Origin of the sequence: Pseudolysinimonas sp., assembly GCF_049651805.1 — a bacterium.
Taxonomy (GTDB): Bacteria; Actinomycetota; Actinomycetes; order Actinomycetales; family Microbacteriaceae; genus Pseudolysinimonas_A.
This window is the reverse complement of the sequence record NZ_JBASCU010000016.1, coordinates 24,507-49,201: the sequence shown is the minus strand read 5'-3', so window position 1 is coordinate 49,201 and position 24,695 is coordinate 24,507. Positions and strand designations below refer to the sequence as shown.

Annotated in this window: 28 protein-coding genes; 14 read left to right on the top strand and 14 right to left on the bottom strand. The window is 68.7% G+C overall.

Annotated features, from left to right (window positions below; all coding sequences use genetic code 11):
* The first annotated feature begins 98 nt into the window (after positions 1 to 98).
* Together WBL06_RS02755 and WBL06_RS02750 are read left to right on the top strand one after the other, a co-directional pair.
* Positions 99 to 434 carry a PadR family transcriptional regulator gene (locus WBL06_RS02755; protein WP_424454448.1) on the top strand — a complete coding sequence of 112 codons (336 nt, stop codon included), beginning with the start codon at positions 99 to 101 and terminating at the stop codon, positions 432 to 434.
* Positions 431 to 1,447 (top strand): permease prefix domain 1-containing protein, encoded by a 1,017-nt coding sequence (locus WBL06_RS02750; protein WP_424454447.1) that lies wholly within the window; start codon positions 431 to 433, stop codon positions 1,445 to 1,447. The genes WBL06_RS02755 and WBL06_RS02750 overlap by 4 nt, the downstream gene beginning before the upstream one ends.
* On the opposite strand, the gene WBL06_RS02745 is transcribed toward WBL06_RS02750, so the two are convergent.
* Complete coding sequence (locus WBL06_RS02745) at positions 1,444 to 2,313, bottom strand: acyl-CoA thioesterase (protein ID WP_424454446.1); 870 nt, start codon at positions 2,311 to 2,313, stop codon at positions 1,444 to 1,446. The genes WBL06_RS02750 and WBL06_RS02745 overlap by 4 nt on opposite strands.
* A 21-nt stretch (positions 2,314 to 2,334) precedes the next feature.
* Here WBL06_RS02745 and WBL06_RS02740 point away from each other — a divergent pair, with 21 nt between their 5' ends.
* Positions 2,335 to 2,991, top strand: a complete 657-nt coding sequence (locus WBL06_RS02740; protein ID WP_424454445.1) for a hypothetical protein — start codon at positions 2,335 to 2,337, stop codon at positions 2,989 to 2,991.
* A 72-nt stretch (positions 2,992 to 3,063) separates the two neighbouring features.
* Here the strand turns inward: WBL06_RS02740 and WBL06_RS02735 are convergent, their stop codons facing one another.
* From WBL06_RS02735 to WBL06_RS02725, 3 genes are all read right to left on the bottom strand, one after another.
* The gene (locus WBL06_RS02735; RefSeq protein WP_424454444.1) at positions 3,064 to 4,722 is read right to left on the bottom strand and encodes an FAD-binding dehydrogenase; all 1,659 of its coding nucleotides are present in this window, start codon (positions 4,720 to 4,722) and stop codon (positions 3,064 to 3,066) included.
* Between the two features lie 74 nt (positions 4,723 to 4,796).
* Positions 4,797 to 5,207 carry a globin gene (locus WBL06_RS02730; RefSeq protein ID WP_424454491.1) on the bottom strand — a complete coding sequence of 137 codons (411 nt, stop codon included), beginning with the start codon at positions 5,205 to 5,207 and terminating at the stop codon, positions 4,797 to 4,799.
* 8 nt (positions 5,208 to 5,215) lie between these two features.
* Entirely contained in the window at positions 5,216 to 6,202 is a 987-nt protein-coding gene (locus tag WBL06_RS02725) for a mechanosensitive ion channel family protein (RefSeq protein WP_424454443.1), read from the bottom strand.
* Between the two features lie 216 nt (positions 6,203 to 6,418).
* On the opposite strand from WBL06_RS02725, the gene WBL06_RS02720 reads away from it, so the two are divergent.
* Genes WBL06_RS02720 through WBL06_RS02710 form a run of 3 tightly spaced genes read left to right on the top strand, consistent with a single transcriptional unit; the run spans position 6,419 to position 7,647 of the window.
* Entirely contained in the window at positions 6,419 to 6,985 is a 567-nt protein-coding gene (locus WBL06_RS02720; RefSeq protein ID WP_424454442.1) for a DUF4386 family protein, read from the top strand.
* 15 nt (positions 6,986 to 7,000) lie between these two features.
* On the top strand, positions 7,001 to 7,429 hold the full coding sequence (locus tag WBL06_RS02715; RefSeq protein ID WP_424454441.1) for a hypothetical protein: 429 nt from the start codon (positions 7,001 to 7,003) through the stop codon (positions 7,427 to 7,429).
* Positions 7,423 to 7,647, top strand: coding sequence for a helix-turn-helix transcriptional regulator (locus WBL06_RS02710; RefSeq protein ID WP_424454440.1), 225 nt, complete (start codon positions 7,423 to 7,425; stop codon positions 7,645 to 7,647). Before WBL06_RS02715 ends, WBL06_RS02710 begins: the two co-directional genes overlap by 7 nt.
* Before the next feature lie 256 nt (positions 7,648 to 7,903).
* Here the strand turns inward: WBL06_RS02710 and WBL06_RS02705 are convergent, their stop codons facing one another.
* Complete coding sequence (locus tag WBL06_RS02705) at positions 7,904 to 8,161, bottom strand: metal-sensitive transcriptional regulator (protein ID WP_424454439.1); 258 nt, start codon at positions 8,159 to 8,161, stop codon at positions 7,904 to 7,906.
* An 83-nt stretch (positions 8,162 to 8,244) separates the two neighbouring features.
* Between WBL06_RS02705 and trxA the strand changes: the two genes are divergently transcribed.
* Genes trxA through WBL06_RS02690 form a run of 3 tightly spaced genes read left to right on the top strand, consistent with a single transcriptional unit; the run spans position 8,245 to position 9,322 of the window.
* Positions 8,245 to 8,625, top strand: coding sequence for a thioredoxin (trxA, locus tag WBL06_RS02700; RefSeq protein WP_424454438.1), 381 nt, complete (start codon positions 8,245 to 8,247; stop codon positions 8,623 to 8,625).
* Complete coding sequence (locus WBL06_RS02695; RefSeq protein WP_424454437.1) at positions 8,625 to 8,933, top strand: rhodanese-like domain-containing protein; 309 nt, start codon at positions 8,625 to 8,627, stop codon at positions 8,931 to 8,933. The genes trxA and WBL06_RS02695 overlap by 1 nt, the downstream gene beginning before the upstream one ends.
* The gene (locus WBL06_RS02690; RefSeq protein ID WP_424454436.1) at positions 8,930 to 9,322 is read left to right on the top strand and encodes a rhodanese-like domain-containing protein; all 393 of its coding nucleotides are present in this window, start codon (positions 8,930 to 8,932) and stop codon (positions 9,320 to 9,322) included. Before WBL06_RS02695 ends, WBL06_RS02690 begins: the two co-directional genes overlap by 4 nt.
* Before the next feature lie 27 nt (positions 9,323 to 9,349).
* On the opposite strand, the gene WBL06_RS02685 is transcribed toward WBL06_RS02690, so the two are convergent.
* From WBL06_RS02685 to WBL06_RS02655, 7 genes are all read right to left on the bottom strand, one after another.
* Positions 9,350 to 9,892 carry a DUF4395 domain-containing protein gene (locus WBL06_RS02685; protein ID WP_424454435.1) on the bottom strand — a complete coding sequence of 181 codons (543 nt, stop codon included), beginning with the start codon at positions 9,890 to 9,892 and terminating at the stop codon, positions 9,350 to 9,352.
* Positions 9,889 to 11,541 carry an FAD-dependent oxidoreductase gene (locus WBL06_RS02680; RefSeq protein WP_424454434.1) on the bottom strand — a complete coding sequence of 551 codons (1,653 nt, stop codon included), beginning with the start codon at positions 11,539 to 11,541 and terminating at the stop codon, positions 9,889 to 9,891. Before WBL06_RS02680 ends, WBL06_RS02685 begins: the two co-directional genes overlap by 4 nt.
* A gap of 175 nt (positions 11,542 to 11,716) precedes the next feature.
* Entirely contained in the window at positions 11,717 to 14,284 is a 2,568-nt protein-coding gene (gene pepN / locus WBL06_RS02675) for an aminopeptidase N (protein WP_424454433.1), read from the bottom strand.
* 39 nt (positions 14,285 to 14,323) lie between these two features.
* Positions 14,324 to 15,346 carry an ABC transporter ATP-binding protein gene (locus WBL06_RS02670; protein WP_424454432.1) on the bottom strand — a complete coding sequence of 341 codons (1,023 nt, stop codon included), beginning with the start codon at positions 15,344 to 15,346 and terminating at the stop codon, positions 14,324 to 14,326.
* Positions 15,343 to 16,812 (bottom strand): ABC transporter permease, encoded by a 1,470-nt coding sequence (locus tag WBL06_RS02665; RefSeq protein ID WP_424454431.1) that lies wholly within the window; start codon positions 16,810 to 16,812, stop codon positions 15,343 to 15,345. The genes WBL06_RS02670 and WBL06_RS02665 overlap by 4 nt, the downstream gene beginning before the upstream one ends.
* A 74-nt stretch (positions 16,813 to 16,886) precedes the next feature.
* Positions 16,887 to 17,915, bottom strand: coding sequence for an iron ABC transporter substrate-binding protein (locus WBL06_RS02660; RefSeq protein ID WP_424454430.1), 1,029 nt, complete (start codon positions 17,913 to 17,915; stop codon positions 16,887 to 16,889).
* Positions 17,916 to 17,981: 66 nt separating this feature from the next.
* The gene (locus WBL06_RS02655) at positions 17,982 to 18,659 is read right to left on the bottom strand and encodes a hypothetical protein (protein WP_424454429.1); all 678 of its coding nucleotides are present in this window, start codon (positions 18,657 to 18,659) and stop codon (positions 17,982 to 17,984) included.
* A gap of 170 nt (positions 18,660 to 18,829) precedes the next feature.
* Between WBL06_RS02655 and WBL06_RS02650 the strand changes: the two genes are divergently transcribed.
* Genes WBL06_RS02650 through WBL06_RS02635 form a run of 4 tightly spaced genes read left to right on the top strand, consistent with a single transcriptional unit; the run spans position 18,830 to position 22,265 of the window.
* Positions 18,830 to 19,315, top strand: coding sequence for a ribose-5-phosphate isomerase (locus tag WBL06_RS02650; RefSeq protein WP_424454428.1), 486 nt, complete (start codon positions 18,830 to 18,832; stop codon positions 19,313 to 19,315).
* A gap of 3 nt (positions 19,316 to 19,318) precedes the next feature.
* Positions 19,319 to 20,263, top strand: coding sequence for an Fpg/Nei family DNA glycosylase (locus WBL06_RS02645; RefSeq protein WP_424454427.1), 945 nt, complete (start codon positions 19,319 to 19,321; stop codon positions 20,261 to 20,263).
* On the top strand, positions 20,263 to 20,874 hold the full coding sequence (locus WBL06_RS02640) for an FMN-binding negative transcriptional regulator (RefSeq protein WP_424454426.1): 612 nt from the start codon (positions 20,263 to 20,265) through the stop codon (positions 20,872 to 20,874). Before WBL06_RS02645 ends, WBL06_RS02640 begins: the two co-directional genes overlap by 1 nt.
* A complete protein-coding gene (locus WBL06_RS02635; RefSeq protein ID WP_424454425.1) occupies positions 20,871 to 22,265 on the top strand; it encodes an amidohydrolase in 1,395 nt (464 codons plus the stop codon). Before WBL06_RS02640 ends, WBL06_RS02635 begins: the two co-directional genes overlap by 4 nt.
* Before the next feature lie 15 nt (positions 22,266 to 22,280).
* On the opposite strand, the gene WBL06_RS02630 is transcribed toward WBL06_RS02635, so the two are convergent.
* A complete protein-coding gene (locus WBL06_RS02630; protein ID WP_424454424.1) occupies positions 22,281 to 22,613 on the bottom strand; it encodes a cupin domain-containing protein in 333 nt (110 codons plus the stop codon).
* A 22-nt stretch (positions 22,614 to 22,635) separates the two neighbouring features.
* A complete protein-coding gene (locus tag WBL06_RS02625; RefSeq protein ID WP_424454423.1) occupies positions 22,636 to 23,124 on the bottom strand; it encodes a Dps family protein in 489 nt (162 codons plus the stop codon).
* A gap of 162 nt (positions 23,125 to 23,286) precedes the next feature.
* Between WBL06_RS02625 and WBL06_RS02620 the strand changes: the two genes are divergently transcribed.
* Complete coding sequence (locus WBL06_RS02620) at positions 23,287 to 24,660, top strand: sensor histidine kinase (protein WP_424454422.1); 1,374 nt, start codon at positions 23,287 to 23,289, stop codon at positions 24,658 to 24,660.
* Positions 24,661 to 24,695 lie beyond the last annotated feature (35 nt).

The window sequence follows — 24,695 nt, the reverse complement described above, 5'->3', positions numbered from 1 at the left end:
CTGTCTGGTTTCGACACGCATCCCGCTGCGCGGCATGCTACTCAACCAACGATATTGGCGATTGACGATAGTGTGTGACACACAGTAAAGTGTGAATCGTGAGTGAGAATGACAATGCGCAACTCCAGGAGCTGCGCCGCGGCACCGCGGTGCTCGCCTGCCTGCTGATGCTGCGCACCCCGCAGTACGGGTATGCGCTACTCGAGCAACTCGCGGCGGCCGGCATCCCCGTCGAAGGCAACACGCTCTACCCGCTGTTGCGCCGCCTCGAATCCCAGGGGCTACTGGTGAGCGAGTGGAACACCGACGAGTCGCGGCCGCGCAAGTTCTACCGCACGAGCCCCGCCGGCGACTCGCTCGCCGGCGTCCTCCTCGCCGACTGGAACAACCTCCAGACCTCGATCGACCGAATCTCCCGGAAGGAGACCCCATGAGCACCACCCGCCGCCCCGTCGGCCGCCCGACGGCCGACACCCTCACCGACCGCTACGTCTGGGCGGTGCTCAAGTCGCTGCCCGAGAGCAAGCGCACCGACATCGATCGCGAGTTGCGCGCCAGCATCGCGGATGACGTCGACGCCCGGGTTGCCGCCGGGGCGACCCCGGATGCCGCCGAGAAGGCCGTGCTGACCGAACTCGGGGAGCCGATGCGTCTCGCTGCCGGGTATGCCGGGCGCCCGCTCGCGCTGATCGGCCCCGACCTGTACGTCGACTACGTTCGGCTGCTGAAGTTGCTGGCGGTCACCGTCATCCCGATCGTCGCCATCACCCTGTTCGTGATCAACGCGCTCACCGGCGCCGCACCCGGGGAACTCATCGGCGGCACCGTCGGCATCGTCATCAGCGTGGGGGTGCACCTCGGCTTCTGGGTGACCCTCGTCTTCGCGCTCGTCGAGCGCATGGGGGTCGCCAAGAAGTCGGGGCTGAAGGACAACTCGCCGTTCGACCCCGACGACCTTCCCGCCGTCGCGACCGGAACCACCGGTGGCCGCAGCGAGCTGATCGCTTCGCTCGTCGTCGCGCTGTTGGTGCCAGTCGCGCTGGTCTGGCAGCAGATCTCGTCGAACTTCGAGGAGGCCGACGGATCGCCGATTCCCGTGATCAACCCCGCGCTGTGGTCGTTCTGGCTGCCCTACCTGATCGCCCTCGCCGTGCTGACCGGTACCTTCGCCGTGGTGCTCTACCGCGTCGGACGGTGGACCTGGCCGCTCGTCGCGGTCAACGCGGTGCTCACGATCGCGACGATCGGCCCGATGGTCTGGCTGGTCGCGACCGGTGCCGCCCTCAACGAGGCCTACCTCGACCGGCTCGGCTGGGCGGAATTCGTCGCCGCTGGAAGCCCGGGTGCGACCATCGCATCGATCGCGCTCGTCGCGATCGGCGGGTGGGCGACCGCCGACAGCGTGATCAAGACGGTGCAGGCCGACCGGTCGGTAACCCGCGGCTAAGCGACCGGAACGCGGACCATGCCCTCCTGGGCGACTGTCGCGAGCAACACTCCGTCGCGCGAGAAGATACGGCCGAACGACAGGCCGCGACCGCCGAGGGCGACCGGTGACTCCTGCTCGTAGAGCAGCCACTCGTCGACCCGACCGTCGCGATGCCACCACATCGCGTGGTCGAGGCTCGCGGCCTTGAGCCCGGGCGTGCCCCAGGCGACGCCGTGCGCGCGCATGATCGGCTCGAGAATCGAATAGTCGCTCGCGTAGGCCAGCGCCGCCCGGTGCAGGTTCACGTCGTCGGGGAGGCGGCCGATCGCCTTCATCCACACCGCCTGCCGCGGCGTGCGCTCGGCGTCACCGGGGAAGTACACGGGATGCTGAACGTGCCGGATGTCGAACGCGCGCCCGGTCGACCAGAACTTCGCGACCGGGTGATCGGAGCCGCCCAGCACGTCGGCCGTGCTCGGCAGCGACTCGGGGTCGGGGACCCCGTCGGGCATCGTGACGGAGTGCTCGAGCCCCGGGTCGGCATCCTGGAACGACGCGATCATCGACAGGATCGGCTCGCCGTTCTGGTAGCACTGGGTGCGGCGGGTCGCGAAGGACCGGCCGTCGTGGATGCGGTCGACCGAGAACGTGATCGGCTGCTCGACATCGCCCGGGCGCAGGAAGTAGCCGTGCATCGAATGCACCCGGCGATCCTCCGGAACGGTGCGAGTGGCGGCGACGAGAGCCTGCGCGAGCACCTGCCCGCCGAACACCCGCCCGCCCGGCATCCATTGGCTCGGACCGGTGAAGATGTCTTCCCTGGTGCGTGCTCCGGTGTCGGTCAGATCGAGGGCGGCCAGAAAGCCTGCCAGGGGATCGCTCACGGGTTGTAGTTTAGAAGGCGCATGAGCTCCTTCACTCTGGCCGATGCTCCCTCCCTCGATGATCTCCAGGTCTACCTCTCGCGCGCCGCGCGGGTCGAGGAGGGTTCCGTGCGACTCATCGCGGGCTCCGGGGTTCTCGCTGCCTACTGTTCGGTGTTCGCTCCCGCGGGTCTGCTCGACGAGAGCGCGACGGTTCTCGGCCTCCGCACGTTCGCGCTCACGCAGCCCACCGGCTTCGACGTCGTCGTGCCGGTGCGCTCCCTCATCCAACGCATCGAGCGCGCTCAGGGCGAAGGCGCCACGACGGTGGGCCTGCCGATGGAGGTCAACACGGCCACCTGGGCCGCCATCTCACCTCCCCGCGGCGGCTGGCAGCAGATCGGCGAAGTGTTACCGACGCTCCTCGAGGGGTCGGCGCGCGCCGGCATCCGGGATGTCGCGGCAGCTGTTCCGGACGGCGTCGGTGAGCAGATCGTGCGTCGCGTTCGCGGTGAAGTCTGGGGCCGCCCCATCGCCGGCGCGGAACACATCCCCTCCGGCGCCGCCTTCGCCGCCTTCGCCCTCGGCTTCCTCGGCGACGACCCCGTCCGGGTCTACGAGAGCGGACCGTGGACGCGGCTCAGCACGCAGCGCGGCCACGTGCTCGTCAAACGCCGCGCCTGGAACCTTCTGCGCTAGCCCGATTCGGTGGTCGAGTAGCCGCGTAGTCTCGACACGGCGGCTGCGCCGCCTACTCGACCACCGAGTGGGTCAGAGGCTGTCGGCGATAGCCCGACCCGCGGAGCGACCCGTGAAGAGGCAGCCTCCGAGGAAGGTGCCCTCCAGGGAGCGGTAGCCGTGCACGCCGCCGCCGCCGAAACCGGCGACCTCGCCCACCGCGTAAAGGCCGGGGATCGGTGACCCGTCGGAACCGAGGGCGCGCGATGACAGGTCGGTCTGGATGCCGCCCAGGCTCTTGCGGGTGAGCACGTGCAGCTTCACCGCGATAAGCGGGTGGTGCGCCGGGTCGAGGAACTTGTGCGGCTTGGCGACGCGGATGAGTTTGTCGCCCCGGTAGTTGCGGGCGCCGCGCAGGGCGGTGATCTGGGCATCCTTGGTGAAGGTGTTGTCGATCTCGCGGTCGCGGGCCTCGATCTCGTACTTCATCTCCTGGAAGTCGATCTCGACGTCAGGCGACAGCTGCTTCATGCCGGCGAACAGTTCGTCGAGGCTGTCGGCGACGACGAAGTCGGCACCCTTCTCTTTGAACGCCTCGACGGCATCCGTCGCGCCCTTGCCCAGTCGCTGCCGGATCAGTTCGCGCACGCTCTTGCCGGTGAGGTCGGGGTTCTGCTCGCTGCCGGAGAGGGCGAACTCCTTCTCGATGACGCTTTGCGTGAGCACGAACCAGGAGTGGTCGTGCCCGGTCGTGCGCAGGTGTTCGAGGGTGCCGAGCGTGTCGAATCCGGGGAACAGTGGAACGGGCAGGCGGCGACCGAGGGCATCGAACCACAGGCTCGACGGCCCGGGCAGGATGCGGATGCCGTGGTCGGCCCACACCGGCGTGTGGTTTTGGATGCCTTCGAGGTAGTGCCACATGCGGTCGCGGTTCACGAGCGTCGCGCCCGCCTCTTCCGAGATGCCGAGCATTCGCCCGTCGACGTGGGCGGGCACCCCGCTGAGCATCGTCGTGGGCGCGGTGCCGAGCCACTCGGGCCACCACTTGCGCACCAACTCGTGGTTGCCGCCGATACCGCCGGAGGCGACGAGCACGGCGGAGGCTTCGAGGGTGAACTCGCCGACGGTGTCGCGGCTCGACGCCTCACCGCGGGCCGCATCCGACGGGGCGAGGATGCTGCCGCTCGCTCCGGTGACCGCGCCTTTGGTGACGGTGAGGGCATCCACCCGGTGCCGGAAGCGCAGGTCGACGAGACCCTTCTCGACCCCCTGCCGCACGGCCTTGATGAACGGTTCGAGGAGCCCGGGCCCGGTGCCCCAGGTGATGTGGAACCGGGGCACCGAGTTGCCGTGGCCGGTCGCGGTGTACCCGCCGCGCTCCGCCCAGCCGACGACGGGGAAGAACTTCACGCCCTTCGAGGCGAGCCACTGCCGCTTCTCGCCAGCGGCGAACGCGAGGTAGGCCTCCGCCCACTGGCGCCCCCAGGCATCCTCGTCGTCGCGGTCGAACTCGGCGCTCGCGAACCAGTCCTGCCGGGCAAGCTCGTGGGAGTCCTTGATGCCCAAGCGGCGCTGCTCGGGCGAGTCGACGAGGAAGAGCCCGCCGAACGACCACCAGGCCTGCCCCCCGAGGCACGATTCGGGCTCCTGTTCGAGCACGATCACCCGCTTGCCGGCCTCGACGAGTTCTGCCGTGGCGACGAGCCCCGCCAGTCCGGCTCCGATAACGATCACGTCGGCGTGCGCAGTCATGCGGCCCCTTTCCCTGACTTCTGAGGCTAGCCGCCCTTCGAGCGTCGGGGTTCATCCTGACGAATGAACGTCGACTATTCGTCGAACGTGTTGACCATCGCGTGGGCGGCGCGTTCGAGGTAGTCCCAGAGCATGTTCTCGTGCAGCGGCGAGAGGTCGAGCGAATCGACCGCAACGCGCATGTGCTTCAGCCACCGGTCGCGGGCGTCGGGATTGACCTTGAACGGGTTGTGGCGGATGCGCAGCCGCGGATGCCCGCGCTGCTCGCTGTAGGTGCCGGGGCCGCCCCAGTACTGCTCGAGGAACCCGGTGAGGCGCTGGATCGCCCCCTCGAGGTCGCCCTCCGGGTACATCGGCCAGAGCACCTCGTCGGTCTGCACGCCCTCGTAGAAGGCGCGCACGAGTTTCTCGAACGTCGCGCGCCCGCCGACCTCGCGCCAGAAGTTGGCGCCGACGGGTTCGCCGCCGGGGCCGTCGCGCAGCATCAGGTTGTTCACTTCTTGCCTCCGGTGGTGGGCGGTCGCGGCGCCGCCTGCTGCTTGATGACACCCGGGATGACGGGGGTTTCTTCGGTGCCTCCCCCCGCTCCTGCGCCGGTGGCCGTAGCTGCGACGGCCGGAACCCGGATGCCGAGGCTGTCGAGGGTGCGCTTGACCCGAGCCCGCAGCTCGCGCGCGACCTCGTCTTTCGCGCCGGTGCGCGTCTTCACCACGAGCCGAAGCACGATCGCGTCGGCCGAGATCGACTCGATGCCCCAGATCTCGGGTTGCTCCATCATGAGGCGCTTCCACTTGCCGTCGCCGCGCATCTCGATACCGGTCTGCAGCATCCGCTCCTTGACCGTCTCGACGTCGGCGTCGTAGGGGAGCGCGAGGTCGAGGATGACGCGCGCCCAGCCCTGCGACATGTTGCCGACCCGCAGGATCTCGCCGTTGCGCACGTACCACAGGGTGCCGTTCACGTCGCGCACGGTGGTGACGCGGATGCCGACCGCCTCGACGACGCCGGTCGCCTGCCCGAGGTCGACGACATCCCCGACCCCAAGCTGGTCTTCGGCGACGATGAAGAGCCCGTTGAGCACGTCGCGCACGACGTTCTGGGCGCCGAAGCCGAGGCCTGCGCCGAGGGCCGCCGTAATGAGCGAGAACGCTCCGGTGGCGTTCGGGTCGATGGCCGAGACGATGAGCACGAGTGACACGAGCACGACGATCGTCGTCACCGTGCTTGAGAGCACCCCGCCGAACGCGCGGGTGCGCTGCACGATGCGCATGGCGGCGACCGGGGATGCCTGCAGCGCCGCAGTGTCTTCGACGTTCTGTTTCTTCTTCACGCCGCTGATCACGCGGTTCACGGTGCGGCGGATGGCGATCTGCAGCACGAGCCGCACGAGCGAGGCGACGACGACGATCGTGAGGATGCGCGCCGGCACGCCGAACGGCCCCTCGTAGAACGCGACGACTGCCGCCCAGAACTCCGCCATGCCCCCATTCTCTCGGGTGCGCCCTGGATGCCGCCCGCGCACCCTTTCCCCAGTTGGGCCGCGATCTGCGAATCGTGCCTGCACGAATCGCGCGGCGCGATTCGCACATGGCGGACCAGGTAGCCGACACCCAAGCTCGTGTAAAGAAGACTTGACATGGTGTCCGGATGTCTTTACAGTGAGCGTGTCAAACATTCTTTACACACGGAGACACGCATGGACTGGACACCTCGGCAGGCGAGCATCGCCGCCGCACTCTCGCTGATCGGCATGGCCGTGCTCGGCCCGCTCGCCGCATTCGGCGTTCTTGCCGACGGGCCCGCCGGGCTCGCCATGACGGGCGTCGCGATTCTCGACATCGTCGTCGGCGTCGCTCTCTGGCGGGTTCTCGCGCCGACTCACGGCAGCCTCGCCGTGTTGGCCGCGACCTTGCGCATCGCCTACGCCGCTGTGCTCGTCGTCGCAGCGGGCCGGCTGTCGGCAGGTGCTCACGCCGAGTTCGAGAGCATCTGGGATGCCGGACTCGCGATCTTCGGCCTGCACCTGGTGGTCGTCGGCGGCCTTCTCGTGTCGCGACCCGGGTTCGCGCGGGTCACCGGCATCCTCGTGGCCGTTGCGGGCGCCGGCTATCTGGCCGACGCGATCGCTGCCTTGCTCGTGCCTGGTACCGTCCTCGGCGTCGCGACGTTCACGTTTGTCGGGGAACTGGTGCTCATCGTCTGGTTGTTCATGCGCGGAGGCCGTCCGGTCGTCACGCGTCGCGTCGCGGCTGTCGCCGTCTGATCCTGAAGGAGATCCATGTCGTACGAAGAGAAGAACGCCTGGGTGTTCGGTTTCATCGCCCCGATCGGCTACATCGTCTACGTCGTGCTGGTGCTCACGCAGGCCGGTGGGCGACCCCTCGAGGAGGCGAACTACGTCGGGCCGATGCTGGGCACCATTCTCGGAGCGATCGTCGTCGGCATCCTCGGCGGCATCGTGGTCGGGGCATTCTCGGGCAAAGATGCCGGCAAGTCGGATCAGCGCGACAAGCAGATCAACCGATTCGGTGAATACATCGGCAGCGCGTTCCTGGTGGCCGGAGCGCTCGGTGCTCTCGTGCTCGCCTGGTTCGAGGCTCCGCACTTCTGGATCGCCAACGCGCTGTATCTCGCCTTCGTGCTGCAGGCGATCCTCTCGACGATCGCAAAACTCGTCGCGTATCGGCGGGGGCTGCGCCAATGGTGAAGCCGACCCGCGTCACCAACTGCATCCGGGCTCTGCGGTTCGCGGCGGGTGAGATGACGCAAGCCGACCTTGCCGAGCGCATCGGCGTGACGCGACAGACGGTCATCGCGATCGAGCAGGGGCGCTACTCGCCCTCGCTCGAGATGGCGTTCCAGATCGCCCGCGTGTTCGGGGTCGGTCTCGACGACGTCTTCAGCTACGACCCCGAGCAGAACTGACGCGGAGCAGAACTGACGCGTCAGCGCGCGAAGAACCGGGCGAAGAACCCGACTCGCTCGGCCTTCGGGTGACCGGGGCAGCGCTGCGAGGCGGGAACCCTGCGCATCACTTGGTCGACGTGCTGGCCGCAGCCCGCCCAGGTCGTCTTTCCGCAAGTGCGGCACGTCACTGCTGAACACATGGTGATTCCGATCGTCGGGGAGATGAGATCTCCAGTATACCCCCAGGGGTATCTGGTCCGCGACCGTCAGCGGGTCAGGCGAGCGAGAGGAAAAGCTTCTCCAACTGCGCGCGGTCGAGTTCGGGCTCTTCTTGCTTGGCGCACTTCTCGAGCGTGTCGGCGATGATCGCGAAGCCGGCACGGTCGAGGGCGCTGGATGCGGCAGCGAGTTGCGTAACGACGCTCGTGCAGTCGTTGCCCTCTTCGATCATGCGGATCACAGCGTTCAACTGGCCTTGCGCGCGCCGCAACCGGTTGAGCACCGGCTTCATGGCGATCGGGTCGAGATCCATGGCATTCTCCGCTTCCGTTGGGCACGGCAATGGTACCGGCCGTCTCCCAATATACCCCCTGGGGTATCTGATACGCTGTCGGTATGGCAACCATCGCCCTCACCTCAGACACCTTCGAACAGACGGTTCGTGACAACGACATCGTTCTCATCGACTTCTGGGCCGCCTGGTGCGGCCCGTGCCGCGCCTTCGCGCCGATCTTCGAGCGCGCCTCGGAGGCGCACCCCGACATCGTGTTCGCGAAGGTCGACACCGAGGCCGAACAGCAGCTCGCCGCCGCCGCGCGCATCCAAGCCATCCCCACGCTGATGGCATTCAAAGCCGGGGTGCCGGTGTTCTCCCAGGCCGGGGCGCTGCCCGCCCCGAGTCTCCAGAAACTCGTCGACGCCATCCGGGCTCTCGACGTCGAACCGCGAGCCGGCAGCGTCGGCGCCGCGGCATCCCCCTCACAAGGAGCAGCATGATGACCATCACCGCAGCCGACCTGGCTGCACTCGGTGCCGACGCGACGATCATCGACGTGCGCGAGCCCCACGAATTCGCGGAAGCCCGCCTCGACGGGGCGACCAACGTGCCGCTGGGCGACCTGCCTAGTCGGCTGGCCGAACTGCCGCGCGACCGCACGATCTACGTGATGTGCCTCTCGGGTGGACGCAGCGCCCGTGCAACGGCGTTCCTGCGCGGCGCAGGCTTCGACGCGATCGACGTCGAAGGTGGCATCTCGCGCTGGTACCAGGCCGGATTCCCGGTCGAGACCGGGGTGGCCGCGTGAGCGTCGGGCGTGGATCGCGCATCGCGCGGCTCACGGCGGCACTCGGTGTTGCCGCATCACTCACGCTCGCCGTTGCAGGATGTGCGCCGGCTTCGGCACCGTCGTCGATCGCAGTGAGCGCCGACACCGTGATCGTCGATGTCCGGACGCCCGCCGAGTTCGCGTCGGGCCACCTGGAAGGCGCGATCAACATCGACGTGCGGGCCGCTGACTTCGACGCGCAAGTGGACGCTCTCGACCGCGACGCGGAGTACCTCGTGTACTGCCGATCGGGCAACCGCGCCGGATCGGCGATCGACCGCATGGCGGCGATGGGTTTCACCACCCTCGAGAACGGCGGCGGAGTCGAGCAGGCAGCGCAGGCGACCGGGCTCGACATCGTCGGCTGAAACCAGGAGCAGTTGCGACCCCGCCGGTCAGGATGACGGCGGGGTCGCACTCGCTTCGGTCCGGCAGGTCCCGCCCGGGCAGAGCTGCGGAGGGGTGCGACCGAACCGGCGCTGCAGTGCGCAGCCGACGCAGATCCCGAACGCGCTCTCAAGGAACAGCAGCGCCAGGCACATCCCGCAGAGCACGAGCGCGACGACGGTCCAGCCGAGCCAGCCCATCGCGAAGCACGCGAGCAGCGACATCCCGAGACCGAGCGACCAGGCGAAGGTTTTCTGCGACGCCCCCACCCACTCGGGGCGCTGACCCCGCACGGCGATTTTCCCCAGCACGAGACTCGGGGCGAAGCGTGAGCCGATGAACACCCGCACGAACAGGTCGACGGCGAACAGCATCCCGAACCCGCGCAGCGGAGCGAGAAACCCGGTGAGCAGCGCCGTCAGGTAGGCCGCGAATCCGAGAACGAAGAGGATGCCGGCGCTGGCCCGCATGACGCGCTCGTCAACGACGGGCACATCGATTCCGTCGACGTACTCTCCGACGACGGGTCGCTCCGTCGCCGCGCGCGTCATGCCGCGACGAGCCGGGTTGCCGCGGCGGTTCCCGCGCTCCAGGTGAGGTAGCCGCCGTCGAGGTTGACCGCCTCGCGGCCGAGCTGGGACAGCAGCCGCACGGCGGTGTGTCCGCGCTGGCCGACCTTGCAGTGCACGATGAGGCGTCCGGCGGGGATCTCGGCGATGCGCTCGCGGATGTCGTCGAGCGGGATGTTGAGCGACCCGGGGATCGCGCCGCCTCGGTACTCGCCGGGGGAGCGTACGTCGATGAGCGTCGCGCCGGCTTCGAGTTCGTCGGCCAGTTCATGCCACTGGATCGCGGGCGTGAGGCCCTCGAGGGCGTTCAGCGCGACGTAGCCGAGCATGTTGACGGGGTCTTTCGCCGACGAGTACTGCGGTGCGTAGGCGAGTTCGAGGTCGGCGAGATCGGATGCCGTGAGCCGCCCCGCCATCGCCGTCGCGATCACGTCGATTCGCTTGTCGACGCCGTCGCCGCCGACGCCTTGTGCTCCGAGGATCTCGTCGGTGCGGGCATCCACCAGCAGTTTGAGGGCCATCGGCTGCGCGCCCGGGTAGTAGCCGGTGTGGGAGGCGGGGTGGGTGTGGATGACCCGGATCTCCCGACCGGCGGCACGGAGCTGCTTCTCGTTCCAGCCGGTCACGGCGATGGTGAGGTCGAGCACACCGACGACGGCGGTGCCGAGGGCATCCCGCACGACGACGGGCTTACCGGCGATGACGTCGGCGACGAGCCGGCCATGCCGGTTGGCGAGGCCGGCGAGCGGCACGAGGCGCTGCTCGCCGCTCAGCGAGTCGACCTTCTCGACGGCGTCGCCGATCGCATAGATCGCGGGATCGTTGGTGCGCAACTGGTCGTCGACGCTGATGCCGCCACGCGGCCCGAGTGCGAGCCCGGCCCGCACGGCGAGGGTCGTCTCGGGGCGCACCCCGATCGCGGCGATGACGATGTCGGCGGCCACGGTATCGCCGTCGGCGAAGATCGCGGTGTCGGCGCCGAGTGCCACCACTTCGGCGCCGAGCCTGAGGTCGACACCGGCCGCACGGAGCCGTGCGGCGACGGGCTCGGCCATCTCGGGGTCGAGGGGGGTGAGCACCTGCGGGTTGCGCTCGACGAGGGTTACGGCGATCCCGCGGTGCAGCAGGTTCTCGGTCATCTCGAGTCCGATGAACCCGCCGCCGAGCACGAGTGCCGTGCGAGGCGCGCCAGAGAGTGCGCTCATCGCGGCGTCGACGTCGTCGATGTCACGCAGGGTCAGCATCCGCTCGGCGCCGGGGATCTCGGGCCGCACGGGGTTCGCGCCGGGGGAGAGGATGAGGGCGTCGTAGTGCTCGTCGGACTCGGTGCCGTGCTCGAGGTCGCGCACGCGGACCGTGCGAGCGGCGCGGTCGATCGCGATGACCTCGTGACGCACGCGTACGTCGAGTTCGAACCGCGACCGCAGCGATTCGGGAGTCTGCAGCAGCAGGCTGGCCCGGTCATCAATGACGCCGCCGAGGTAGTAGGGCAGGCCGCAGTTCGCGAACGAGACGTGCCCGCCGCGCTCGAAGACGACGATCTCGGCGTCTTCGATGAGGCGACGAAGTCGGGTCGCTGCGGACATTCCGCCCGCGACGCCACCGACGATGAGGATGCGCTGTGTTGCCATACCCCAGAGGGTATCAGATATACCCCCTGGGGTATGCACGTTCGGTGGTCGAGTAGCGCCGCAGGCGCGTGTCGAGACCTCCCCGCCCGGTCTCGACACGCCGCTGCGCGGCTACTCGACCACCGAGTTACTCGCGGGTCTCGACACGCCGCTGCGCGGCTACTCGACCACCGAGTCAGGCGGAGCGATCTCTTTGCTGAGCCTGGAGGGCGCGCTCGACGCCGGCGAGGTTCTCGATCACGAGGCGACGCAGGGCCGGGATGTCGGGGTGCGCGTCGAGCCAGGCGTGGGTGGCATCCACCAGCTCCTGCGACGCGAGCGGCGCCGGGTAGAAGCCGAGAATGACGTACTCGGCGATCTTGTAGGAGCGTTCCTTCCAGATGCGGTCGAGTGCCTCGAAGTACGGGGCCACGAGCGGCTCGAGTGCGGACGGTTCGTTGACGTGGTGGTAACCCATCCCGGACGCGCGCAGCACGACGTTCGGAACCGTCGCGTCGGTGAGCGCCGCATCCAGCGCTGCCTTCTTGTCGCCGGTCGCGCGTGCGCGGGCCACGGCCTGCTGACCATTGGCGGTCATGTCCTTGTCGAACTGTGCGGCGATCTCGGCTTCGCCGGCCTCGCCGAGCAGCACGAGCCCTTCGAGCAGCTCCCACTGCAGGTCGGCGTCGATCTCGAGCTGGTCGAGCTTGACCGACCCGTCGAGCAGCGCCCTGAGCTTCGCCGCGTGGGCAGGAGTCGAGGGGATGTTGGCGAAGAACTTCACGAACTGGAACTGGGCGTCCGAACCCGCTTCCGCAGCAGCAGCGAGCTCCCACAGTGCATCCCCGACGCGTTCGATGGTGGCGGCGCGCTTCTCGGGAGCAACGTAGAGCCGCGCGACCTGGGTGAGCTGGGTGAGCGACAGGCGGATCGTGGTCGACTCGGTCTCGGTGGCGATGTTGCCGAGCACCAGGTCGACGTAGTCACTCGAGGCGACTTCGGCATCACGGGTGGCATCCCACGCGGCACCCCAGACGAGGGCGCGGGCGAGCGGGTCTTCGATGTCGGCGAGTTTGTCGATCGCGAACTCCCACGACTGCTCGTCCATGCGGATCTTCGCGTAGGCGAGGTCGTCGTCGTTGAGCAGGATGAGCGACGGTCGCTTCATGCCCACGAGCTGCTCTACCGGGGTGGAGGCGTCCGCGTCGATGTCGAGCTCGATGCGGTGGGTGCGCACCACCTTCGGCGACAGGTCACCCGCCACCCCGGTGTTCGGCTCGCCGTCGGCAACGTCGTAGAACCCGATCGCGAGCCGATGCGGACGGATCGTCGGCTGCTCGGCGATCGCGGTCTGCGAGATCTCGAACTTCGTGATGACGCCGTCGGCGTCGGTCTCGACGACGGGTTTGAGCGTGTTGACGCCCGCGGTCTCGAGCCACAGCTGCGACCACGAGGTGAGTTCGCGCCCCGACGTGATTTCGAGTTCGCGCAGCAGGTCGGTGAGTTCGGTGTTGCCGTACTCGTGCTTCTTGAAGTACGCCCCGACTCCCGCGAAGAACGCGTCGACACCGACCCAGGCGGCGAGCTGCTTGAGTACCGACCCACCTTTGGCGTAGGTGATGCCGTCGAAGTTGACCTGCACGTCTTCGAGATCGTTGATGGTCGCGACGATGGGGTGAGTCGAGGGCAGCTGGTCTTGCTTGTAGGCCCAGCTCTTCTCCATCGCTTGGAAGGTGGCCCAGGCTTCCTTCCACTCGGTGGCTTCGGCGGTCGCGATCGTGGAGGCCCACTCGGCGAACGACTCGTTCAGCCACAGGTCGTTCCACCACTTCATGGTCACGAGGTCGCCGAACCACATGTGCGCGAGCTCGTGCAGGATCGTGACGACCCGGCGCTCCTTGATCGCGTCGGTGACCTTCGACCGGAAGACGTAGGTCTCGGTGAACGTCACCGCGCCGGCGTTCTCCATCGCGCCCGCGTTGAACTCGGGCACGAAGAGCTGGTCGTACTTCGCGAACGGGTAGGCGTAGCCGAACTTCTGCTCGAAGTAGGCGAATCCCTTGCGGGTGATGTCGAAGATGTAGTCGGCGTCGAGGTACTGCATGAGCGACTTGCGGGCATACACCCCGAGCGGGATCACGCGGCCACTGCTGCTGGTGAGCTCGCTGTGCACCGACTCGTACGGGCCGGCGACGATCGCGGTGATGTACGACGAGATGCGCGGCGTGGCCTCGAAGGCGAACACCTTCTTGCCATCCACGGCCTCGGGCGACGGGGTCGGCGAATTCGACACGACGACCCAGTTCTCGGGGGCGGTGACGGTGAAGGTGAAGGTCGCCTTCAGATCGGGCTGCTCGAACACGGCGAACACGCGGCGGCTGTCGGGCACCTCGAACTGCGAGTAGAGGTACACCTCGTCGTCGACCGGGTCGACGAAGCGGTGCAGGCCCTCACCGGTGTTGGTGTACGCGAAGTCGGCGTCGACGACGAGGGTGTTGGATGCCGCCAGCCCGTCGAGCGCGATGCGTGCGCCGTCGGCGACCCCGGCATCCAGCTCGGTGCCGTTGAGCGTGATCGCGTGCACCTTCGCGGTGAGCGCGTCGATGAACGTCGAGGCGCCCGGCGTCGCGTCGAAGACGACGGTGGTGGCCGATCGGAAGGTCTCCGGCCCGGTCGTCAGGTCGAGCTCGACGTCATACGAGGTGACCGAGACGAGCGACTTGCGCTCCTGAGCTTCGACGCGGGTGAGGTTCTCTCCAGGCATCCGACAACGATACGTGAGCGCCGTCGCCGCGAGGCAACTTCAGGGCGCGAGGTAGGCGAGCACCGGGTCGACCACCCGGAGGTTCACCGCGTCGCCCACGTTGAGGGCGACCGGCGTGGCGAGCCGCGCCGAGAGGCGGATGCCGGGATCGGCGATGAGGTCGAGGTCGACGAGGGCGTCATGCCCGTAGTAGTCGATCGAGGTCACCCGCGCGGCTGTGCCGGGTGCGTCGACGATGCGGAGGTGTTCGGGACGGATCAGAACGGTGACCGATCCGACAGCGGGGTCGACGAGTCGCAGATCGCCGAGAGCCGTCGTCACGTGCGCGCCGTGGCCCTCGCCGGCGAGCACGTTGGCTTCGCCTACGAATCGTCCGGTCCACAGATCGACCGGACGCCGATAGACCTCCTCGGGCGCTCCGACCTGTCGTACCCGACCGTCATCGAGCACGATGAGCCGATCGGCGATCGAGAGCGCCTCGGTCTGGTCGTGGGTGACGAGGATGGCGGTCGTGCGGGTTTCGACGAGAGCGCGACGCACCTGTTCGCGAACCGCTCCGCGCAGCGTCGCATCGAGTGCCGAGAATGGTTCGTCGAGCAGCACGATGTCGGGCGAGGGTGCGAGCGCGCGCGCGAGGGCGACACGCTGGGCTTGACCGCCGGACAGCTCGTGGGGCAGCCGGCTCGCCATCCCCGGAAGCTCGACCAACTCGAGCAACTCCTCGACCCGCCGACCCCGCCGACCGCCGCGGTCGAGCCCGAACGCGACGTTCTGCCCGACCGTCAGGTGCGGGAACAACGCCCCGTCTTGCGGAACGAGCCCGACCCGCCGGCGCTCGGCAGGCAGACCGTGCAGGGTGCGATCGCCCGCCCGGATCGTGCCGCTCACGACCGGGTGCAACCCGGCGATGCAGCGCAGCAGGGTGCTCTTGCCGCTGCCGCTCGGGCCGAGCACGGCGCCGAGAGTTCCCGACTCGACGCTCAGCGAGACCTCGTGCAACACGCGTTTGCGGTCGCGTCCGTCTCCGACCTCGGCGGTCAGCGAATCGACGATGAGGCTCATGTGCGGTCTCCCGATCGGGCCAGAAGGAAGGCGGGGATGCTGGCGACCAGCACGAGCGCGATCGCGTAGGGGGTCGCGGCCCCGTACGAGGCGATCGCGGTCTTCTGCCACAGGTCGGTCGCCAGGGTCTCGACCCCGATCGGCCGCAGCATGAGTGTCGCCGGCAGCTCCTTCATCGCGGTCACGGCAGCGAGCAGCCCGCCGGCCGCGATCCCCGGGACGGCGATGCGCGCGGTGACGCGCCACCAGGTGGTGAGACGCCCGAGCCCGAGGGTGCGGGCGGTGTCTTCCAGCGCCGGCGGCACCTGCCGAATCGCCGCGCGTGACGCCCCGAGCGCTTTCGGCAGGAACAGTACCCCGTACGCGAACACGAGGGCGAACACCGTCTGATAGAGAGCGGGGGCGACCGTGAGGGTGAAGAAGACGAGCGACAGCCCGACGACGACGCCGGGCACGACGTGCCCGAGGTAGGCGACCGATTCGAGCGCGTTGCCGACGAAGGTGCGATAGCGCGCGCCGAGAGTCGCGATCGGTAGCGCCAACAGCACCGCCACGCCGGCACCGGCGAGCCCGAGGCCGAGGGTCGACGCGGTGCTCTCCGCGAGTCGCGGCCACTCGAAGTCGCGGTCGACTCCGAGCGTGAGCCGCACTACGAGGGCGCCGAGCGGAATGCCGATGGAGACGGCAGCGACGACGACGAGTCCGGCCAGCGCGGCGATCCGGGTGCGTGTGTGCGGCGCGATGCCGGCGGGGACGCCTCCCGGAGCTGACACGATGCGCGCGGCGCGGCGCCGCATCCATTGCTCGCCCGCGACGAAGACGAAGGCGAGCGCGACGAGCACCACCGACAGCGCGGCGGCGAGCATGCGGTCGAGACTTCCTTCGAATGCGGCATGCACACCCCAGGTGAGCGTCTCAAAGCGCAACAGAGAAACGGCCCCGAAGTCGGCGAGGGTGTAGAGCGCGGCCAGGAGCGCGCCGGCGGCGGCGGCCGGGGCGATGCGGGGGAGTGTCACGCGTGTCAAGACGCGCGCCGGGCCGGCGCCGAGGGTGCGGGCGGCATCCGTGTACCGCGAGTCGGCCATGGTCAGGGCCGCCGCGACGGGCAGGGTCACATAGGGCGCGCAGGCGAGCGTGAGAATCACGGCGGCCGGCCAGAATCCAGAGACCCCGGGCCAGGTCGCGACCCACGCGAACGCCGCGACGTAGGACGGGATCGCCAGGGGAAGGGTGGCGAGGGCGCGCCACAGCGCCGGCGCGGGCAGCTTGAGCCGGGTGATAGCCCAGGCGGAGGGGACGCCGATCAGCAGGCAGCCGGCCGCAACCGTCAGCGAGAGCCCGAGCGAGTTGGCGGCGAGCTCGAACGTGCGATCGCGCAGCAGCGACTCGGCAAGACGCTCCGGGTCGGCTTGGGCGAGCCGCAGCACGAGATACCCGAGCGGGATGGCGGCGATGAGCGCCGGCACCGTCGCGGCGACGACCAGAAGCGCGGGAGGACGACGGATCGTCCTCCCGCGCTTCGTGGCGCGTGAGGCGAGGGTCAGAGCAGGCCGACCTTCTGCAGCAGAGCGATCGTGCCGTCGAGATCGGCCAGGTCGGCGAAGTCCAGCTCGGGCCCGCGGATGTCGTCGAGCGCGGGTGCGTCGGCCGGCGTGGGGCCGTCGGGCACGACCGAGTACTCGGTGGTCTGCGCGACGAAGTAGTCCTGGCCTTCGGTCGAAAGCAGGTAGCGCACGAACTCGAGTGCTTCGGCGTTGTCGGCGGAAGGGGCCAGGACGCCGGCACCGGTCACGTTGACGAGGGCGCTCGCGGTGCCCGGCTCGCCGTACTGGAGCTGGGCGCGCATGTTCGCAACCCCGACCTCGGCCGCCTGCTGGAACCAGTAATAGTGGTTGATCAGCCCGACGTCGATGGCACCCGTGTTGACCGCCTCGAGGATGGCGCCGTTGCGCGGGAAGATCTGCGCGTCGTTGGCGACGAGGCCGCGCAGCCACGCTTCGGTCGCCTCCTCACCCTCGAGCACACGAAGCGCGGTGACGAACGACTGGAACGACGCATTGGTGGGCGCGATGCCGACCTGCCCCTTCCATCGCGCATCGGTGAGGTCGAAGACGCTGGTCGGCACGTCGCTCTCGGTCAGCTCTTCGCCGTCATAGGCGATGACCCGCGCTCGACCGGTGAGGCCGACCCAGGTGCCATCCGCCGACGTGTACTGGGGGTCGACGGCGTCCGTGATGTCGGCGGGCAGCTCGGCCAGTAGACCGGCCTCGCTCAGGGCGCCGAGGGCTCCGGCCTCCTGCGACAGGAAGACCTGTGCCGGCGTGCGGTCGCCTTCCTCCAGCAGCTGGGCGGCCATCTCGATGCTGTTGGCGTACCGCACCTTGATGGTGATGCCGCTCTCGGCCTCGAATGCGTCGAGGAGAGGCCCGACGAGTTCCTCGTCGCGACCCGAGTAGACGACGAGTGAGCGCTCGTCGGGCTGAGGCGCTTCGGCGTTGGGGGAGCAGCCGACGAGAACGAGGGTGGCCGTGATCGCCGCGAGGGCGATCGTCGGGCGCGGAAAACGCATAGCGATAGGAACCTTTCCACAGGGAGACTGCGCGACTGCGCAACAAGGTAAGGCTATCCTAATCCGCTATGCGGCTGAGACGGCGACGACCTCCCGCACGACGCCCGACGGCTCCGGCGTGCTCAGCACGTCTTCGACATCCGTGATCGCGTCGCGCAGCAATGCGACGAGCAGCGACTGCGGATCGGTCACGCACGCCTCCGCGATGCCGGTCACCGAGAGCGTGACCGCGGCAGCGCATCCGTAGCGCCGCAACTCCCGTTCCCGCACCGGGTACCGGCGCACGTGGTCGATCGCCCAGGCCTCAGCATGCGGTGCCGCGTCGAGCGCGGAGCGGGCGGTCGCGGCCACGCGGGGTGCCACCTCGGCCGGCAGGAGCCCGGGAAGCGCGAGCAGCGCACCAGCGAGAGCCCGCTGTCGACCGTCGCTCGCGACGGGGAGCGCAGCCGCCGCAGCGCGCACTGCGACAACCGGGGCGAGGATGCGATGGTCGCCTCGCAAACCGATGACGCGCGGGATGTCCCTCGCAATCTCGCCGCGTCGCGCGTCGCTCAACTGATCGTTGACGGCCCGCGCCAGATGGGCCAGCAGCGGGTCGGTGCACTGCGGAGAGTCGCTCCAGGCCTCGCCCGCCAGATAGGAGGCGAACTCCATGAAGCAGGCGCCGGACTTGGCTGACCGGTGCCGCCCTCGCGACAGGCGCGGCATCCCCTCGGGAATGGTCTGGATCTCGATCGTGCTCATCCCTGTTCCTTTCCTCGACGTTTCCCGGCCGAGAAGCGACGGCGGGGTCCAGGGCGACCCCGCCGTCGCGATCAGGGGCGCCGGGATGGTGAATCCGGCGCGTTGGTGCGATTCTGCTCCCGCTTCCGGGGTCTGGCAAGGGCTTTCGGATCTCTAAGCTGGGGCGCATCATGCGCATCCATCTGGGCACCGATCACGCCGGCCTCGAGTTCAGCACCGACCTGCAGCACTATCTGGCGGCGCAGGGTCACGAGCTCGTCGACCACGGGCCCACCGAATACGACCCGCTCGACGACTACCCGGCCTTCTGCATCAACGCCGCGCGCGCTGTCGTGCGCGACGAGCAGGCCGGAGTCGCCGCCCTCGGCATCGTGTTCGGCGGCTCGGGCAACGGCGAGCAGATGGCTGCGAACAAGGTGCACGGCATCCGCGCTGCCCTGGTCTGGAGCCTCGCCACAGCAGAACTGGCGCGCGAGCACAACGCGGCCAACGTCATCGCCATCGGCGCACGCCAGCATTCCTTCGACGAGGTGAAGAGCTTCATCGACGCGTTCATCAGCACACCGTTTTCGGGTGAGGAGCGGCACGCTCGCCGGGTCGCACAGCTCGCCGAGTACGAGACCACCGGGGCGATCACCGGGCACGAGATCGTCTGACGGATGCCGGAAGGGCACAGCGTCCATCGGATCGCGCGGCAGTTCGCGCGGTCGTTCACCGGCCCGCCCGTGACGGTGTCGTCACCGCAGGGGCGCTTCACCGCCGGTGCGGCCAGGCTCGATGGACACGCGATCGTGCAGTCGCGTGCGGTGGGCAAGCAGATGTTCCTCGAGTTCGACCACCACCTCTGGTTGCGGGTGCACCTGGGCATGTATGGGGCGTGGGATTTCGCGGGCGACATCGCCGTGAACCCGGTGTCGCCCGCGGAAAGAGGTTCCCGGCGCGTCGTCGGCGCGAACGAGGACTCACCGTGGTCGATCGGCGCGCCGCGGCGCACCCGCTTGCGGATGGCGGAGAGCGAGCGCTTGCAACCCGAGATCGACGTCTGGCCGCCCGAGCCGATCGGGCAGGTGCGGGTGCGGTTGCTGACCCCGGTGGCGGTCGCCGACCTGCGCGGGCCCACGGTGTGCGAGCTGCAGACGATCGACGAGGTGGATGCCACCATCGCCAAGCTCGGTCCCGACCCGCTCGTCGATCCCGACGGTGAAGAGCGATTCGTCGAAGGAGTGCGGCGTCGCAACGTCGCGATCGGCCAACTGCTGATGGACCAAGAGGTGGTCGCCGGAATCGGCAACGTCTACCGGGCCGAACTGCTGTTCCGGGCGCGCCTCGACCCGTATACCCCCGGCAAGAACGTTCCGACCGACGTGGCCCGCGCCCTCTGGCGCGACTGGTCGTACCTGCTCGGAGTCGGCGTCGAGAGCGGCCAGATGTTCACCATGGACGGCCTCGAAGGCGACGACCTGGAGCGGGCGAAGGCATCCCGAGACGACCGCCACTGGGTCTACCACCGCACCGGTGAGCCGTGCCGGGTGTGCGGCACCCCGATCACGCAGGCCGCGATGGCCGGACGCAACCTCTACTGGTGCCCGAAGGATCAGGTCTGATGCGACACACGCCGCACTACCTACTCGAAGACCCGGGCGAGGTGAAACGGCTCATCCGCCGCAATCCCTGGATGACGTATGTGTCCCCGGCATCCACCGGTCTCGTCGCGTCGCACTACGCGACGCTGCTGGAGGAGACCGATGACGACACCATCTCGATCGTCAGTCACTTCGGCCGCCCCGACGAGGTCGCCCACGAGCTGGGGAAGCACGAGGTGCTCGTCATCGTGCAGGGTCCGCACGGGTACATCTCGCCCAACTGGTACGCCGAAGGTGACTTCGTGCCCACCTGGAACCACGTCACCGCGCACCTCTACGGGGTGCCCGAGATCCTGTCGGATGACGAGAATTTCCGCATCCTCGGTGAGCTCGTCGATCACTTCGAGAAGCGGATGCCGACCCCCGTCTCGCTCGACATCGATCTCGAGAAGGCCGCTCGGATCGCCCGTGGCACCGTCGGCCTGCGCATCCGCATCACCCGCTTCGACGCTCGCGCCAAGCTGTCGCAGAACAAGCCTCCCGAAGTGCGGAACGCGATCATCGCCGCCCTCTCCGGCGACGGCCCCTATTCGGACCCTGCGCTCGCCGCAGAGATGCGACGGCTGGAATGATCCTCCGTAACGCCCGAGACCTCCGCTCGGCGCTCCTTCGGTGGTCGAGTAGCGAGCGCAGCGAGCGTGTCGAGACCCCACCTCCGACCGACATCGAACTCCCCGGCGAAGGCGACCACGACCTAGAGGGCCGCTGGGTCATCCCCGGTCTCTGGGATCATCACGTGCATTTCGGGCAGTGGGCGATGGCTGCGCGTCGGCTCGACCTCTCTCCCGCAACGTCGGCGGCACACGCGGCGTCGCTCGTGCGTGACGCATTGGCCGACTCGCCGCTGGAGCCCGGCGTGGTGTTTCTCGCATCAGGGTTCCGCGACGGGTTGTGGCCCGATACGCCGGTGCCCGAGTTGCTCGAGTTCGGCGACATCCCGGCGGCGCTGCTGTCGGGCGACGTGCACACCCTGTGGACCAACCGCGCGGCGCTTCGGATGCTGGGGCGGCCCGACGAGGACTGGTGGCTGCGCGAGCAACCGGCTTTCGATCTCACCCGTCGCATCTCGACGGTGCCGGCCGAGGTGCTCGACCGCTGGGCGCTCGACGCCGCCCGGAAGGCTGCAGCGCGCGGGGTGACGGGCATCGTGGATTTCGAGATGGAAGACGGCCCCGGCTCGTGGGCTCGACGCTTCGCGGCCGGGTTCTCGGGGCTGCGGGTGCGGGCCGCGGTCTACCCGCACACCCCAGACCTTCCCGATGTTGCATCACCGCTCTACGAGGTGGGCCCGTACAAGTTGTTCACCGACGGCTCCCTCAACACCCGCTCGGCCTGGTGCTACGACGTCTACCCCGGCACGGGCGACGCCGGACTTCCCAGCTACGAACCGGGCGGGTTGCTGGCCGCCGCGCGTGCGGGCGTCTCCCGGGGCCTGACTCCCGCCATCCACGCGATCGGCGACCGGGCCGTCACCGAGGCGCTCGATGTCTTCGAGCAGCTCGGGGTGCCCGGCTCGATCGAGCACGTGCAATTGATCCGGGATGCCGACCTTCCGAGATTCGCGGCCCTCGGCATCGGTGCGTCGGTGCAACCGGAGCACGCGATGGACGACCGCGACGTCGCCGAGCACTACTGGGCCGGCCGCACGGGTCGCGCCTTCGCGTACCGTGCCCTCCTCGACGCCGGTGCGGAGCTGTCACTCGGCTCCGACGCCCCCGTGGCGCCGCTCGACCCGTGGATCACGATGGCTGCCGCCGTCACCCGCACCCGCGACGGGCGCGCCCCGTGGCATCCCGAGCAGGCGATCTCTGCGCTGGATGCGCTCGCGGCATCCAGTCGCGACATCGCCGGCGACCTTGTCATCGTCGACGCCGACCCGACAACGCCCGACAATCTCCGCGAGATGCCGGTGCACGCCACGATGCTGGGTGGCGGTTGGATCCATGGTCCGTACGGCGGATAGCTGCTGAAGGTGGTTTCAGCGCTTCTTGACCACGGTGAGCAGAATCACCGAGTCTTCAACCGCATCCACTGAATGGCGGCCGTCGGGAATGGTCAGAAGATCTCCGGGGGACCCGTTCCACTGCACGTCACCGCTCTTCAGAAGCACTCGACCGACCAGCACCTGCAGCGTCGCCTCTCCGGGGTTCTCGTGTTCGGAGAGCTCTTCCCCAGATCGAAGGGCGATCATGGTTTGACGGAGCTGGTGCTCGTGTCCGCCGAACACCGTGCTCGCGTGCCGGCCACTCGAGGCATCGCGCGCTTGTGCGAGTTCGGTGCGTGCGAGGGCGATCAACGACGTCTTCTGCATGGCAATCCCAGGCGGAACGTCGCTACTTGCTCGCGACGTGCGCGAACAAGAACCAACGGTCCTTCTCGAGCCCCCGCGCGATCTCGACGACGACATCCTGGGATGCGGGGTCGAGTTCGGCGAGCTCGTCGATGGCGACGCGCACCGATTTGAGGGTGGCGTCGATCTGCGCGATGACTTCGGCGATGACCTGGTCGGACTGCTGGAAGCCGGCGCTGAGCGGCGGCACGGTGGTCTTCGCCGCGACGGTCGCGATGCGCGCGTCGATCGGGAGCCCGAGGGCGACGACGCGCTCGGCGGCGGTGTCGGCGTAGCCCTGCACGTGCGCGACGATGTCGTCGAGCAGTTCGTGGATGGCCTGGAAGTTGGCGCCGCGCACGTGCCAGTGGGCCTGCTTGGTGTCGACCACCATGGCTTCGAGGTCGATCACGACGGGCTCGAGGAACTGAGCGACCCCCGAGGTGACGTCGGGGTCGATGGCGCTGGTGGGGATGCTCTTCACGTCGGTCATGTCTCCACGGTACCCACGGGTTCCTGTTTCGCAAGGCAGTTGAGCCTGCCCTCATTTCGTGTCAGGCGGGGGGATATCCCCACCGGTTTCGGGATGCCGTCACCATGCCGCCGCGCGGCTCGCGGCGCGAGGGTGGGGTGAAGCCTCGACAATGGAGATCACATGAGCACCGACACCGTCCCGACCGCCACCCGTCCGCTGTACCTGCGGCTCTGGGCGGGGGTGCCCAAAGAGCTGCTGTTCCTGTTCATCGCCTTCCCGATCGGGGTGGTGATGTTCGCGGTGAGCATCGGGCTGTTCTCGGCCGCGGTAGGGACGTTCGCGACCTTCTTCCTCGGCGTGCTGTTCCTCGTCGGCGTGCTCTACCTCGCGCGGGGAGCAGGTGTCGTCGAACTCGCGTTGCTCCGCTGGGTGGGGCGGCCCGAGATCCGCCGGCCCGACTGGAACGATCGCACCGCGAAGACCGGGTTCCTCGGCTGGCTGAAGGCGCTGTTCGGCAACGGTCACTACTGGCTCTACCTGGTGTGGACGATGCTCGTGAACTTCATCATCACGACGATCTCGTTCACGATCGCGGTCATCTGGTTCTCGATCGCGGTGGGCGGTGTCACGGGATGGATCTGGGTCGGTTTCGTGCCGAACAGCGACCGTGACTTCTTCGTCTCGAGCTGGATCGCCGAGCGGGTCTTCGGGCTCGCCGGGCGCTTCGACCCGCTGCTCTTCGATTCCCTGCTCTGGCTGGTCGTCGGCCTGATCTTCCTCGCCACCCTGCCGTTCGTGACCCGCGGGCTCACCTGGATGCACTGGGGCGTCGCCCGCGGACTGCTCGGTGCGTTCCGCACCGACGCCCTCGAGAAGGAGGTCGCGACGCTGACCGAGTCCCGCTCGGCCGCGGTCGCCGCCGAGGGCACCGCGCTTCGCCGACTGGAGCGCGACATCCACGACGGTCCGCAGCAGCGGCTGGTGCGCTTGCAGATGGACATCGCGGCGGCCGAGCGACAGCTCGACACCGACCCGGATGCCGCCCGAAAGCTGCTCGAGGAGGCTCGCCAGCAGTCGAAGGACGCCCTGGAGGAGCTACGGGCGCTGTCACGTGGGTTCGCGCCGCCGATCCTGCTCGACCGCGGTCTCGTCGCCGCGCTCGAGTCGCTCGCGGTGCGCAGTGCCGTCACGGTGCGCGTGGTGTCGTCGCTGCCCGAGGGCACCGACCTGCCGACCGAGTTGGAGCGCAACGCCTACTTCATCGCCGTCGAAGGTCTGACGAACGCCGTGAAGCACAGCGGCGCATCGGCGATCGACCTGCGCCTCGACCTGCGCCGGCTGCCCGACAGCGAGGAGACGTGGCTCGACATCACGGTGACCGACGACGGCCGGGGCGGCGCGAAGGCGGTGCCCGAGCACGGTCTCGCCGGGCTGCAGGAACGTGTGCTCGGCCAGGGCGGCACGCTCGACATCTCGAGCCCGAAGGGCGGCCCCACCGTCGTGACGGCCCACCTGCCGATCGCCGTCCCCCCGCCCGCCCCCTCCGCTGGTTGAGCAGCCGCGCAGCGGCGTGTCGAAACCACCCACCA